Origin of the sequence: Paracoccus caeni (assembly GCF_016629665.1) — a bacterium.
Taxonomy (GTDB): domain Bacteria; phylum Pseudomonadota; class Alphaproteobacteria; order Rhodobacterales; family Rhodobacteraceae; genus Paracoccus; species Paracoccus caeni.
The window spans coordinates 89,242-102,393 of record NZ_JAEPRQ010000007.1 but is presented as its reverse complement, the minus strand read 5'-3'; the positions used below and the strand labels follow the sequence as shown (position 1 = coordinate 102,393).

The 13,152-nt window shown below is 64.4% G+C and carries 10 protein-coding genes; 1 reads left to right on the top strand and 9 read right to left on the bottom strand.

What is annotated here, in order from left to right:
- Nucleotides 1–32 precede the first annotated feature (32 nt).
- The 8 genes from JJJ17_RS16200 to JJJ17_RS16165 all read right to left on the bottom strand — a co-directional run bounded on the left by JJJ17_RS16200 (nt 33) and on the right by JJJ17_RS16165 (nt 11,651).
- A complete protein-coding gene (locus JJJ17_RS16200; protein WP_200688250.1) occupies nt 33–1,733 on the bottom strand; it encodes an ABC transporter ATP-binding protein in 1,701 nt (566 codons plus the stop codon).
- A 12-nt stretch (nt 1,734–1,745) separates the two neighbouring features.
- Entirely contained in the window at nt 1,746–2,522 is a 777-nt protein-coding gene (locus tag JJJ17_RS16195) for an ABC transporter ATP-binding protein (RefSeq protein WP_200688248.1), read from the bottom strand.
- Nucleotides 2,519–4,495: a Fe(3+)-hydroxamate ABC transporter permease FhuB gene (fhuB, locus tag JJJ17_RS16190; protein WP_200688245.1), complete on the bottom strand. Its 1,977-nt coding sequence runs from the start codon at nt 4,493–4,495 to the stop codon at nt 2,519–2,521. The genes JJJ17_RS16195 and fhuB overlap by 4 nt, the downstream gene beginning before the upstream one ends.
- Nucleotides 4,492–5,340 carry an iron-siderophore ABC transporter substrate-binding protein gene (locus tag JJJ17_RS16185; protein ID WP_200688419.1) on the bottom strand — a complete coding sequence of 283 codons (849 nt, stop codon included), beginning with the start codon at nt 5,338–5,340 and terminating at the stop codon, nt 4,492–4,494. Before JJJ17_RS16185 ends, fhuB begins: the two co-directional genes overlap by 4 nt.
- Nucleotides 5,341–5,399: 59 nt before the next feature.
- A complete protein-coding gene (locus JJJ17_RS16180) occupies nt 5,400–7,514 on the bottom strand; it encodes a TonB-dependent siderophore receptor (RefSeq protein WP_200688243.1) in 2,115 nt (704 codons plus the stop codon).
- Between the two features lie 135 nt (nt 7,515–7,649).
- Nucleotides 7,650–8,960, bottom strand: a complete 1,311-nt coding sequence (gene glcF / locus JJJ17_RS16175) for a glycolate oxidase subunit GlcF (RefSeq protein WP_200688241.1) — start codon at nt 8,958–8,960, stop codon at nt 7,650–7,652.
- 130 nt (nt 8,961–9,090) lie between these two features.
- A complete protein-coding gene (locus tag JJJ17_RS16170) occupies nt 9,091–10,212 on the bottom strand; it encodes an FAD-binding protein (protein WP_200688239.1) in 1,122 nt (373 codons plus the stop codon).
- Complete coding sequence (locus JJJ17_RS16165) at nt 10,209–11,651, bottom strand: FAD-linked oxidase C-terminal domain-containing protein (RefSeq protein ID WP_200688417.1); 1,443 nt, start codon at nt 11,649–11,651, stop codon at nt 10,209–10,211. Before JJJ17_RS16165 ends, JJJ17_RS16170 begins: the two co-directional genes overlap by 4 nt.
- A 122-nt stretch (nt 11,652–11,773) precedes the next feature.
- Between JJJ17_RS16165 and JJJ17_RS16160 the strand changes: the two genes are divergently transcribed.
- A complete protein-coding gene (locus JJJ17_RS16160) occupies nt 11,774–12,547 on the top strand; it encodes an FCD domain-containing protein (protein WP_200688237.1) in 774 nt (257 codons plus the stop codon).
- On the opposite strand, the gene JJJ17_RS16155 is transcribed toward JJJ17_RS16160, so the two are convergent.
- Nucleotides 12,544–13,107, bottom strand: a complete 564-nt coding sequence (locus JJJ17_RS16155) for a TetR/AcrR family transcriptional regulator (protein ID WP_200688235.1) — start codon at nt 13,105–13,107, stop codon at nt 12,544–12,546. The two genes, JJJ17_RS16160 and JJJ17_RS16155, sit on opposite strands and share 4 nt — an antisense overlap.
- Between the last annotated feature and the right edge of the window lie 45 nt (nt 13,108–13,152).

Sequence of the window (13,152 nt, the reverse complement as noted above, 5' to 3'; positions counted from 1 at the left end):
TGCCCAACCGCGGCTGTGCCCCACCCTTCGTTCTATGCCGCCAGCCTTGCGTAGATGCCGCCCTGGGCCAGCAGTTCGGTATGGCTGCCGATCTCGGCGATCTGGCCTTCCTGCATGACGACGATGCGGTTGGCGCCCCGAATCGTGCCCAAACGGTGGGCGATGACCAGCGTTGTGCGACCGACGGCCAAAGCGTCGAGCGCCGTCTGAATCTCACGCTCGGTCTGGCTGTCCAGCGCGCTTGTCGCCTCGTCCAGAATCAGGATCGGGGGGTTTTTCAGGAAGGCGCGGGCGATGGCCACGCGCTGTTTCTGGCCGCCTGACAGCATCACGCCGCGTTCGCCGACGATGGTGTCCAGACCCTCGGGCAGGGTTTCGATCATCGAGGTCAGTTGTGCTTGCGCGGCGGCGGCGCGGATTTCGTCATCGGTGGCGCCGAGGCGGCCATAGGCGATGTTTTCGCGCAAGGTGCCGCCGAACAGGAACACGTCCTGCGAGACCAGACCGATCTGGCGGCGCAGGCTGTTCAGCTTCATCTGCGGCAGGTCCAGGCCGTCGATGCTGATCCGGCCCGAGGTCGGCTCGTAGAAGCGGGGCAGCAGCGCCAGAAGCGTCGTTTTGCCCGCGCCCGAGGGGCCGACGAAGGCCACGGTCTCGCCCGCGCGGATGGTCAGATCGATCCCCTTCAGGATCGGGCGGGTCGGGTCATAGGCGAAGCTTATGTCGTGGAAGGTGATATCGCCGCGCAAAGCAGGGGCCTCGGTCGCGCCGGGGGCGTCCTCGATCTCGGGGTCGGTTGCCAGCAATTCCTGATAGCGGCGGAAACCGGCGATGCCGCGCGGATAGGTTTCGATGACGGCGGCGATTTTTTCCAGCGGGCGATAGAAGACGCCGACCATCAGCAGGAAGCCGACGAAGCCGCCGGTGGTCAGATCGCCCGACAGGACGAAACCCGCGCCCACGACCATGACGATCACCTGCACCAGCCGCATACCCATATATTGCAGCGCGCCCGAGGCGGCCATGATCTTGTAGGCGTCCAGTTTCGCCTGCCGGTAGCGGGCATTGTCATGGGCGAAAAGTTCGGTCTCGTGGCGTTCGTTGCCGAAAGCCTGCACGACGCGGACACCGCCAAGCGCTTCCTCCAGCCGGACGTTGAAATCGCCGACGCGGGAATAAATGGCGCGCCATGTCTGGGTCATGCGACCGCCGTAGAACACCACCAGCGCCAGCATGGCGGGAACGATCAGCGCCACGATAAACGCCAGCTGCGGGTTCATCCAGAACATCAGCGCGAAGGCGCCAACGAAGGTCATCACCGCGATGAAGGCGTCTTCGGGGCCATGATGGGCGACCTCGCCGATTTCCTCAAGATCGCGGGTGACGCGGGCGACCAGCTTGCCGGTGCGGGCGCGGTCATACCAGCGCCACGACAGGCGGGTGAGGTGATCGAAGGCGCGGGCGCGCATCTCGGTCTCGATATTGATGCCCAGTTTGTGGCCCCAATAGGTGACGATGGTCAGAAGCCCGGCATTCAATGCGTAAAGCACCAGCAGCCCTGCGGCGGCGGCGACGGTCAGCGACCAGTTGCCCTGCGGCAGCAGGTGGTCGATAAACAGCGTGATCGCGACCGGGAAGGCCAGTTCCAGCAGGCCGGAGATCACAGCGCAGCCGAAATCCAGCCAGAAGAGGCCCATGAACGGGCGATAGTAGGAAAAGAACTGGCGCAGCATCGGGGTTTTCCTTCAGGCCGGAATGGCAACGGGGCGACCGTCCGGGCGGGTCAGCACATCCATCGGCAGGCCGTAGATCCGCTGAAGCGTGTCAGAGCGCATCAGCTCGTCCGGGCTGCCCTGCATGATCAGCTTGCCGCCCTTCAGCGCGACGACGTGGTCGCAGAAGCGGGCGGACATGTTGACCTCGTGCAGGACGATCACCGCGCTGCGGCCCTGTTCATGGCACATGCGCCGGACAAGTGCCAGCACCTCGACCTGATGGGCGATATCCAGCGCAGAAATGGGTTCATCCAGTAGCAGCGTTCCGGCCTGTTGCGCGACCATCATCGCAAGCCATGCCCGCTGACGTTCGCCGCCCGACATCGTATCGACAAGCTGGTCGGCAAAGCGGTCGATGGCGCATTCGGTCATGGCGCTTGCCACGGCCTGATGATCCTCGGCGCCAAAGCGGCCAAGCGCGCCGTGCCAAGGATAGCGGCCAAGCGCCACCAGTTCGCTGACGATCATGCCTTCCGCCGGGGGCGGGTGCTGCGGCAGGAAGGCAAGCCTGCGGGCATAATCGCGGGCCTTCCAGTCGGTCAGGGCATGGCCTTCGAACGTGACGCGGCCATGGGTGGCGGCGATCTGGCGGGCCAGCACCTTCAGCAGCGTCGATTTGCCCGAGCCGTTATGGCCGATGAGCGCGATCATCTGACCCGCCGGAAGGTTCAGGCTAACCCCGTCCAGCAGGCGGCGACCGGGAACATCGACGCAGAGGCCATCGATCTGAAACAGCGTATCACTCATCGGTTGGGTCTCATCATCAGCCAGATCAGCCAAGGCGCGCCAATCAGCGACGCGAAGAGGCCAAGCGGCAGTTCATAGGGAAAGCCCGCCATGCGCGCGCCGAAATCGGCGGTCAGCATCAAAGCGGCACCGATCAGCGCCGCTCCGGTCAGTTGATCGCGGGGCCGGGCAAGGCCAAGGCGGCGGGCCATATGCGGGGCCATCAGGCCAACGAAGCTGAGCGGGCCGACAAGAACGGTCGCAGCCCCGGTCGCCATGCCTGCAAGCGCGATGAGCAGGGTTCGCGACAGGCGGATCGGCAGGCCGATCCCGCCCGCGACGCCGTGGCCCAAGGGCAGGACGGCCAACCAGCGATGCATTGACAGCGCGGCGATCCAGAGGATGGCGGCGGTGGCGGCAAGGGCCGATGCGCCGGTCAGCGAGACGGTGCGGGATGAGCCGCTGAGCCAGTCGAGGATCGCCCATGCGCGGGCGTCTCCGATCGCCATGATCGCCGAGAGGACCGAGGATGCCAGGGCCGAAACGGCGATACCGGCCAGCAACACCCGCTCGGGCGGCATGTCGCGGCGGCTGACGAAGAGGGTGATTAACGCCAGCGACACGACCCCGCCGATCATCGTGCCGGTGGTGAGCGTAACGGCGGTCGGCGCCGCGACAATAAACACGGTCGCCGCATAGCCCAGGGATGCACCGCCCGAGACGCCCAAGACTTCGGGTGAGGCAAGCGGGTTGGCGGTCAGACGTTGCAGGATCGCCCCGGCAAGGGCAAGGGCCGCGCCCGCAGCGGCGGCGGCGACCAGCCGGGGCAGGCGCATCGGCAGAAACGCGGCGAAGCTTTCGGCGTCAAGCACCGCCCAGCCGCCGGGGACGCGACCGATCCAGACCAGCACCAGCGCCGCGATGATCAGCGCGGCCAGCAGCGACAGGATCAGCGTTTTCGGGTGATTGCGACGGCGGGCGGGGCCTTCGGCGGCCTCGGTTCCGGGCGGGGTCGAGCCGCGTAGCCGTGGCAGCAGCCACAGCAGTAGCGGGCCGCCCAGCAGGCCGGTCATGGCGCCGGTCGGGAACATCTCGCCGCTTTGGCCTGCGATGGTCAGCACGATGCCGTCGCAGATCGACAGGATCAGCGCGCCGATCAGCGGGGCGAGGATCAGCAATTCCTTGATCCCGCGCACGCCAAGGGTTCGGGCAAGGGCGGGCCCGGCAAGGCCGACAAAGGCAATCAGCCCGATCTCGGCCGAGACGGCGGCGGCGAGGAAAACCGCCACCGCCACGGCGGTCAGGCGGACCAGCGTGACGTTGAGGCCAAGGCCGGATGCGCCCTCTGCGCCCAGCGACAGGACGCGGAGCGGGCGGGCCAGCAGGGTGGCGGCGATTGCTCCGGCGATCAATGTCAGGGTCAGGGCGCGCGGACCGCCCCAGCTTTGCTGCACCAGCGAGCCGCCGTTCCAGATCACCAGCGACAGCAGATATTCGCCCTGGGCCAGCGTGATGGCGGTGGCGATGGCGCTGGCGGTCATGCCGATCAGCAGGCCGGCGATGACCATGGTGACCGGGGCAAAGGCGCGTTTGGCACCGACGGCAAGGACAAGCGCAGCGGCTCCACCCGCCCCCGCAAGCGCGATGGGCCAGCGGCCATAATCGAGGATACCGGGCGCGAAAACCGTCGCCAGCACCAGTGCAAGTTGCGCCCCGGATGAGATGCCAAGCGTGGTCGGGTCGGCGACGGGATTGCGCAGCACGACTTGCAGGATGGCGCCGGACAGGCCCAGCAATGCGCCTGCCAGCAATGCCATGACGCCGCGCGGCATCGTGCCGAAGGCCATCAGGATTTGCTCGATGCTCATGGCGTCGGGGCGGAAGGGCAGGGCGGGCCAGTCGGCCAACGGTAATTGCGTCGTTGCCGCGACCAGCCACAGCAGGATCGCAAACGCCGCCGCCAGCGGCAGGGAGATGCGGACAGCGCGGGTCATGCGAGGGGCCGTGGTCCTTGTTCGAAGGCGCCCGCCAGTGCTGCGGCAAAGCGCAGGGCGGCGGGGATGCCACCGAAAGGGTTGGTCTCGGGCAAGAAGAAGACGCGGTTGGCCGCGACCGGCGGCAGGGCGTGCCAGAGGATGCTTGCGGCAAGACTGCGCCGCGCTTCGGAAGGGATATCGCCGATGATGACCAGACGGGCATCGGTCATTGCGGCCAGTTGCTCAATCGGGACGGGGGCGTGGAAGCTGAAGCGAGTGGCCTCGGACCAGGCATTCTGAAGGCCCAACCGGACCAGCGTGCTGCCAAAAAGGCTGTCGAAGCCAAAGGTCCGCATGTGCCGGGCATCGCCGATATTGACCAGCGCCACGGGCAGATCTGCGAAGGGGGCAAGCCGGGCGGCGATGTCGGTGAAGCTGGCCTCGGTCTCTGTAAGGGTGCGGGTGCCTGCCTGCGGGTCGTCCACGGCCTCGGCCAGTGCGGTGATCGCGGACAGGGCTTTGGGCAAGGGCGGATCGCCCGGAATGTAGAAGGGCAAGCTCAGCAGCGGGGCGATCTGGGCCAGCCGGTCGTCGTATTTGGTGTAGAAGGGCGAGGACAGGATCAGATCGGGCCGGATGAGCTGCAACAGCTCGAAATTCGGCGCGCCGCGCAGGCCAAGGTCGATGACGTCCTCGGGCACAACGGGTTCCACCACATCGGCGCGGAAGCGGATCAGTTCGGCGGCGGCGACGGGCATATGGCCGATGGCAATGGCGGTTTCCAGCATCGCCCAGTCAATCGCGGCAAGGCGCGGCTTTGACGTCCGGGCAAGGGCCGGAAAAGGCAAACCCGCCGCCAGCATTGCGCTGGCGGCGGTCAGGATGGTGCGACGAGTGGGCCGGAGGGATACGGCCACGGGTGTCACCACTTGTAGGTCACTTTTGCGGTCACCGTCCGGCCTTCGCCGTAGGAGCAATAGGAGAAACCGCAGGCACCAACGTAGACCTCGTCAGTCAGGTTGGTGATGTTCAGAGAGGTTTCGACGCTGCCATAGGTATAGCTGCCGCCCAGATCCAGAAGCGTCACGCTGTCCAATTTCTGAGAGTTGGCACCGTCGATATAGCGCGATCCGATATGACGGATACCGCCACCGACGCGCAAACCATTGCCGAAGTCGCGGTCGATCCAAAGGCTTGCAAGGTGACGCGGCGCATCGGCCAGTTCTTTGCCGTCAAAAATAAGCCCTGTGCTAGGATCAACGGAACCTGTCGGATCGATTTGCTCGGTGCGGTTATAAGCATAACCGCCCCGGATCTGCCAACCTTCTGCAATCTCTGCAGTCGCTTCAACTTCCAAGCCTTGCGATTTCACCTCATCGATTTGACGGATCGCGCTGCCCGGTCCGTCGGTGCGCCTGACGCTGCGATTCACGTTGGACTGACGCAAATCATAGACCGAGACCGTGATCAAACCGTCGAAGGATTGCGGCAGATACTTGACGCCGACTTCCCACTGTTCGCCTTCGGTCGGACGCAGCACCTTGTTATCAATATCGACGCCCGCATTCGGGTCGAACGAGGTTGAATAGGAAATATAAGGCGCAAATCCATTGTCAAAGACATAAGACAGACCCGCACGACCAGTCACTTCGTTTTCTTCGAATTCCGAAACAGCTCCGTAACGCTCGCCCGACTGCTTCACCCAATCGTAACGCAGGCCAAGCGAACCGCGCCAGTTGCCGTATTCGATTTCGTCCTGAACATAGATGCCGACTTGGCGCAGCAGCGAAGGTCCGGCATTCGGATCGGCATAGGGCGAACGTGCGTCGACATAGTAGTCTGGATTGCGCCAGTTCAGATCGGCTGCGGTGAAGAACTGGCTGCTTTCGTGGGCGTCGTATTTGCGAACGTCCGCGCCGAACAGCAGTCTGTGTGTTGCCTGACCCGTGACCACTTCGCCGGTCAGGCGGGTGTCGAGGCTAATGGTCTTGCTGTCTTCAAGCTGCTCGCTGGATCCCCGGCTGAAGGTCGAGTCGCCGTTAACTGCACTTGCATAGGTGGTGCGGTATTCCCAATCGAGGCTTTCGTAACGGAAGCCTTGGCTGAGAGTCCAGCCGTTGTCGAATTCGTGGCTGATCTCGGCGCCGATGGCATAGGACGTGCGGTCGCTGTCGTCCCAGTCCTTCTGGCCGGTATAAAGTTCGCGCAGGTAATCGTCATTCCCGGTGCCGGTCAGCGCGAAGGGCACGCCGGTCGGCGGCATCGGCGCGTCTTTGGTGTAGTTGGCAAGCAGATCGATGGTGGTCGCATCATCCGGGGTCCAGCGGACAGCGCCCGCCAGATAGCCGCCTTTGTTCGTCAGGTCCTCGATCTGCGTGCTGTCGTTGCGGCCAATGCCGGTGACGCGCCATGCCAAATCTTCATTCGGCGCACGGTTCACATCGAAAAACAGGCGGCTGCTGCCGTTGCTGTCAAAGCCCAACCCGACCTCGCTCATGTCCGTAGACCGAGCGCGTTTCTGAACCATGTTGATCACGCCAAGGGGTGAGCCGGCACCATATAGCGACGAGGACGGGCCGCGCAGAACTTCGATCTGCTGCATGCCGTAGATTTCTTGTTTGATCGCGCCGAAATAGCGGCCTTGGCGCAGACCGTTCACGTATTGCGCGTGTTCCGCCTTGAAGCCACGGATATATGGTGTGTCAAATCGAGGGTCGATCCCGAACGGTTCGGCAAGAACACCGGCCGTGTAACCAAGAGCTTGCCCCATGTTCTGGGCGCCCTGCTTGGTGATTTGATCATTGGTGACGACGGTTGTCGATTGTTGCGATTCTGAGATCGGCGTTGCCGATTTGGTCGTCTGCGCACCATCGGCGGTGAAGCCCGACACATCGTCGATGGTCAGCGTAATCGTGCCGAGGACGAAAACGGAATCGTCATTGGCGCTAGGGAGAACCGGGACCGCGTCTTGCGCGAGGACGGGCAGGGACAGCGCGAGGGTGCTGGCGCTGGTCAAGATGAGTGAGCGGATACGCATGTGATGGGCCTTTGCTCGACACCGGGGAAATTACTCATGCAATCAGCGAAAAGGTTAACGCTGTCAATGAATCCCGAGTAAAATGCTACGAAATATTTTGGCAGGCCGGAGACTGTGGCAGTTTTGCTTGATTGCTCAGTCAAGGATGGCGGTTTTTGTCTGCGCGAGGGCAGGGGGGCGGGGGCCTCCGGTTGCCCAGTCCAGCAGTTCGGCGGTGTGGACCACGGGGATGCGGGTGCCGCTGCCGATCTGCATCATGCAGCCGATATTGCCGGCGCTGATCACCTGCGGGTTCAGCGTTTCCAGCGTCGCGAGCTTGCGGGATTTGAGTTCGGCCGAGATCGCGGGCTGCATCAGATTATATGTCCCGGCGGAGCCGCAGCAGAGATGGCTGTCCTTTGGCTCCATCACGGTGAAGCCTGCGTCAGTCAGCAAGTCTTTGGGTGCGCTGCGGATCTGCTGGCCGTGTTGAAGCGAGCAGGCGGCGTGGTAGCCGATGCGCAGCGGCGGGGCATGGGTGGCGTTTTGCAGGCCAAGCTCTGTCATGAACTCGGTGATGTCGCGGGCGAGGGTGGCGATGCGGGTGGCATCCTGGGCCAGTGGTGTGCCCTCGAACATATGGCCGTAATCCTTGATCGTGGTGCCGCAGCCCGAGGTGTTGATGATCACCGCGTCGAGGCCGTCGCGGTCCAACTCGGTGGTCAGCGCATCGATGTTGGCGGCGGCGAAGGCGTGGCTTTCGCTGGTCCGACCCATGTGGTGGGTCAGTGCGCCGCAGCAGCCGATGCCGCGCGGAATCACCACTTCGCAGCCGTGGCGGGTCAGCAGGCGGATGGTGGCGTCGTTGATATCGGTGTTCAGCGCGCGTTGGGCGCAGCCGGTCAGCAGGGCGACACGTTTGACGCGCGGGCCTTGGGCCGGGAAGGTTTGCGGGGCGTCGTTGGGGCTGCGCGGCGCGATCCTTTGCGGGGCCATGTCCAGCATGGCGCGCAGGCGTGGATCCGGCATCAGGCGACGGAAAGGGCGGGCGAGTTTCGCGCCCAGAAGCGCCAGCCGGAAGCGGCCCGGATAGGGCAGGATCTTCGCCAACAGCCAGCGCAGCGCACGTTCCGGTGCCGGGCGGCGATAGTTTTCCTCGATATATTCGCGGGCGTGATCGACCAGATGCATATAGTGGACGCCCGACGGGCAGGTGGTCATGCAGGACAGGCAGGACAGACAGCGATCGATGTGCTGAACGGTCTTGGCGTCGGGGGTTTTGCTGTTCTCCAGCATGTCCTTGATCAGATAGATGCGGCCACGGGGGCTGTCCAATTCGTCGCCAAGGACTTTGTAGGTCGGGCAGGTGGCAGTGCAGAAGCCGCAATGGACGCAGGAGCGCAGGATCTCGTTGCTGCGGGCGGTGGCGGGGTCGGTCAGTTGTTGGGCGGTGAAGTTGGTTTGCATGTCAGCGCCTGCTGACCCGAGGTTGAAGAGGAATCGCCCGCCCGGAATCAAGTCGCCCTTGCGCGACGCCGGGCAGTGACCACCCGCGATCAGGCAATGCCCTTTGCTCTGTTTGGATTGGCTGGCTCATCTAGCTCTCCATCAGACCGGGGTTGAGGATGCCTGCCGGATCGAAGGTCTGGCGCAGGCCCTGTTGCAGCCGCGCCGTCGCGCCTTGTTGCGGCGGGAAGGCGGGGCCGGTGACGCCTGCGCGGCGGATCAGGGTGGCGTGGGTGGCGATGTTGCGGATCTGCGTTGCCTCGCCCGGTCCTGCGTACCAGATCAGCCCGCCGCCCCAGTCCAGCGAGGTCTGGCCGCCTAGGGTGTGCAGGGCTGCGGTGATGCGGGGAGCCTCGGTTGGTTTGGTCAGGATGCGCCACAGCGGCGCGGCAAGGCCCGCGAAATGGCTGACATCGCGCAGGTCACGCCAAAGAGTGACCGTCGCCGCGTCGTCCAGAACCTCGGGATCATGATCGGTCAGCAGCGCCAGCAGACGGTCGCGGCGATAGGTCAGTTGCTTCTCCAACCCCTCGATCCGCAGATAGGCGGTGCCGTCACGGTAGGCTGCGCCGGTCACCTCGAACGGGGTCGCGAGAGCGGTCGAGAAAAGCCGCACCGCCTGTGCCTCATCAAGATCGCGGCAGATAAGGGTGGTGCGGGCGGGCAGCAGCGGCAGCGTTTTCAGCACCATCTCGGTCAGGATCGCCAGCGTGCCATGCGACCCGGCGAGCAGCTTTGACAGGTCCAGCCCGGTGACGTTCTTCATCACCCGCCCGCCATTCTTCAGAATGCGGCCCTGCCCATCGACGAAGCGCAGGCCCAGCAGGTGATCGCGGCACGCCCCCGCCAGCAGGCGGCGCGGGCCAGAGGCGTTCGCCGCGACCATGCCGCCCAATGTCGGAATGCCGTTGCGGCCAAGGATGCCGCGCAGATCAGGGGGCTCGAAGGCCAGCGCCTGACCCTCGGCTGCCAGCATGTCCTCGATCTCGGGCAAGGGGGTGCCGGGGCGGGCGATCAGGGTCATCTCGCCCGGCGAATAGGTGACGACGCCGGAAAGGCGCGCGGTGCTGAGGCGCTGGCCTTGGGCGGTGTTTTCGATGCGGGTGCCACCGCCTTCAATGCAGAGTGGGGATGCACGGCGGAAATGGTCGGCGACGATCCCGGACAGTTCCGCCTCGTCGGTGGGCGCATAAGCGTCAAGCAAAGCGGTCATTCCGCCGCCCTTTGACGAAAGCGCGCGCTGGCTTCCAGCGGGAAGACCTTGGCGGGGTTCAGCAGCCATTGCGGATCGAACAGATCCTTGATCTCCATCTGGATCGCCAGATCGGCGGGGTCGTATTGGTCGCCCATCAGATCGCGTTTTTCGATGCCGACGCCATGTTCGCCGGTCAGGCAGCCGCCAACCTCGACACAAAGGCGGAGGATGTCGGCGCCGAACGCCTCGGCGCGGGCAAGATCGCCCGGGGTGTTGGCGTCGAACAGGATCAGCGGATGCATATTGCCGTCGCCCGCGTGGAAGACATTGGCGACCTCCAGCCCGTGCTGCTGCGACAGCTCGCCGATGCGGCGCAAGGTGAAGGGAAGCTGGCCGACCGGCACTGTGCCGTCCAGACAGATGTAATCGCCCAGCTTGCCCATCGCGCCAAAGGCCGATTTGCGGCCCTTCCATATTTTAGCGGCCTCATCGGCATTGCGGCTTTCGCGGAATTCGACCGGGTTCAGATCCTCGGCGATGGCGCGGATGCGGGCCAACTGGTCGGCGATTTCATCGCGCGAGCCTTCAACCTCAACGATCAGCACGGCCGAGCAAGCGGGATAACCCGCCTTGGCAAAGCTTTCGACGGCGCGCAGGCAGGGTTCGTCCATATATTCGATCGCAACCGGCAGCACGCCTGAACGGATGATGCGCGCCACGCATTCGCCCGCCACCTCGGCATTGTCGAAGCCGATCAGCACCGGGCGCGCGCCTTCGGGGCGGGGCAGGATACGCAAGGTCGCCTCGGTCACGACGCCAAGCTGACCCTCGGAGCCGCAGAAGAGGCCCAGTAGGTCAAGGCCGTCCGGACCAAGTTCCGGCCCGCCAAGCTGAACGATTTCTCCGGTGGTCAGGACGACGGTTGCGGCCATCAGATTGTTGGTGGTGACGCCGTATTTCAGGCAATGTGCGCCGCCCGAATTCATCGCGATATTGCCCGCGATGGTGCAGGCCAGTTGCGAGGACGGATCGGGGGCGTAGAAAAAGCCATGCGGTTCCAGCTCGGCGCTGACCGAAAGGTTGGTCACGCCGGTCTGGACGCGGATGAAGCGGTTGTCGGTGTCGATCTCCAGCACGTCACGCAGCCGCATCGTGCCCAGCAGAACGCAATCAGCCGTGGGCAGCGCGCCTCCGGCCAGCGAGGTTCCGGCGCCACGCGGCACCACCGGCACGCCCATGCGGTGACAGGTCTGCATGATCGCCGCGACCTCTGCGGTCGTACGCGGCAGGACCACGGCCAAAGGCGGGCAGCGATAGGCGGTCAGCGCGTCGCATTCATAGGCGCGGGTTTCCTGCGGATCGTCGATCACCGCATCGCCGGGCAGGATCGCGCGCAGTGCCGCGATGATCTGCGGGCCGCGCTGGATGACGCTTTGATCGGGTGCCGGCATGGCGATGGTCATGGCTTTGCCTCCTTCCCCTCTGGCGAAGTGGTAAAATAAATTTACCACTATGTCAAATTGCGCGTTATGATGAGTTCCGCGATGATATGACAACGAAAACCCTGATGTGAGATGCAATGTCCGAATTCTCGATCAAACCCGAACGCACGGCAGAATCGGTGGCCCGGCATATCGAGGCGCTGATCCTTGAAGGCTCGCTTCGTCCGGGCGAGGCCTTGCTGTCCGAACGTGATCTGGCATTGCGGCTGAACGTCTCACGTCCGACGGTGCGCGACGGGTTGAAGCTTCTGGAAGAGCGTGGGTTGCTGACGGGGGAACGCGGCAAGGGCGCGCGGGTGGCGCAAATGGGCCAACAGGCGCTGACCGATCCGCTGCTGGCGCTGTTGGCCGACAAGCCAGAGCTGACCGATCACTATCTGGAGTTTCGCGACGTGGTGGAAAGCCGGGCGGCGGCGCTGGCCGCCGAGCGGGGGACCGAGATCGACATGCAGGCGATCCGCGATTGCCGCACCCGGATCGAGAAAGCGCATGAGGCCGGGCTTGCCGAGGATGAGGCGGCGGCGGATGCCGATCTGCACATCGCGATCTACGAGGCCAGTCATAATCTGGTTCTGCTACAGATCATGCGGGCCTTGGCCAGCGGGCTGCGCAGCGACATTGCTCGCAATCGCAGTCGGATATTCGCGGTCCGCGAGATCCGCGAGACCTTGCGCGATCAGCATCTGTCCATTGCGCAGGCGATTCTTGATCGCGATCCGGTGGCCGCCGAGTCGGCCTCTCACGCGCATCTGTCCTTCGTCCGGCAGTCCGAGCGGGAATTGCGCGAGATGGAGCGGCAGACGGATTTGTCGCTGCGGCGGCAGGAGAGCGGCGGGATCGGGCAGGGTTAGGTGCGGATGAGCAGCGCCAGATAAGCGGTGAGGCTGTCACGCAGATATGCCTCGACCGGGTGTTGCGGGTCGAAGCTCCACCATAACAGCGCGCCCTGCCAATGGGTCGCGAGCAACTCGCCGATATTTGGCGGGGTGTCTGGCGTGTTGGTAAAACAGGCGTCGAGATGGCCGGTCAGCGCGGTTTTCCACGCGGTGCCGCGCTGGCGCAGGGCCGGGTCGCGCAGGTCTTCGCGGAGAAGCAGCAGCCCCTCGGCATAGGTTTCGATATCGCCATAGTCGCCGGACAGGGCAATCAGCAGGTCGATTGCCGCGCCCGGTGTTTGCGGCAGGCGTTCGGCTGTGGTGGCCGTCGCCTCGTCCAGCCGGTCCCACGCCTGGTGCAATGCGGCGCTTTTCAGCACGGTTTTGTTGCCGAAACGCTGGACCAGCGTGGCGGCGGAAAGTCCTGTGGCGCTGGCGAGGCTGGCAAAGGTCAGCCCGTCCGGGCCGCTGGTCTGCATAAGCATCAGCGCGGCGTCGAGAACGCTTTCATCGGTCTGGGTCTTGGGTCTGGGCATCTTGACATTCATTTATAACCGAACGAATGTTTACATATTATTGAG

Bases quoted from the DNA above. Each gene is read 5' to 3' on its own strand.
- JJJ17_RS16200 (WP_200688250.1), bottom strand. From the start codon at position 1,733: ATGCTGCGCCAGTTCTTTTCCTACTATCGCCCGTTCATGGGCCTCTTC.
- JJJ17_RS16195 (WP_200688248.1), bottom strand. From the start codon at position 2,522: ATGAGTGATACGCTGTTTCAGATCGATGGCCTCTGCGTCGATGTTCCC.
- fhuB (WP_200688245.1), bottom strand. From the start codon at position 4,495: ATGACCCGCGCTGTCCGCATCTCCCTGCCGCTGGCGGCGGCGTTTGCG.
- JJJ17_RS16185 (WP_200688419.1), bottom strand. From the start codon at position 5,340: ATGCTGGCGGCGGGTTTGCCTTTTCCGGCCCTTGCCCGGACGTCAAAG.
- JJJ17_RS16180 (WP_200688243.1), bottom strand. From the start codon at position 7,514: ATGCGTATCCGCTCACTCATCTTGACCAGCGCCAGCACCCTCGCGCTG.
- glcF (WP_200688241.1), bottom strand. From the start codon at position 8,960: ATGCAAACCAACTTCACCGCCCAACAACTGACCGACCCCGCCACCGCC.
- JJJ17_RS16170 (WP_200688239.1), bottom strand. From the start codon at position 10,212: ATGACCGCTTTGCTTGACGCTTATGCGCCCACCGACGAGGCGGAACTG.
- JJJ17_RS16160 (WP_200688237.1), top strand. From the start codon at position 11,774: ATGTCCGAATTCTCGATCAAACCCGAACGCACGGCAGAATCGGTGGCC.
- JJJ17_RS16155 (WP_200688235.1), bottom strand. From the start codon at position 13,107: ATGCCCAGACCCAAGACCCAGACCGATGAAAGCGTTCTCGACGCCGCG.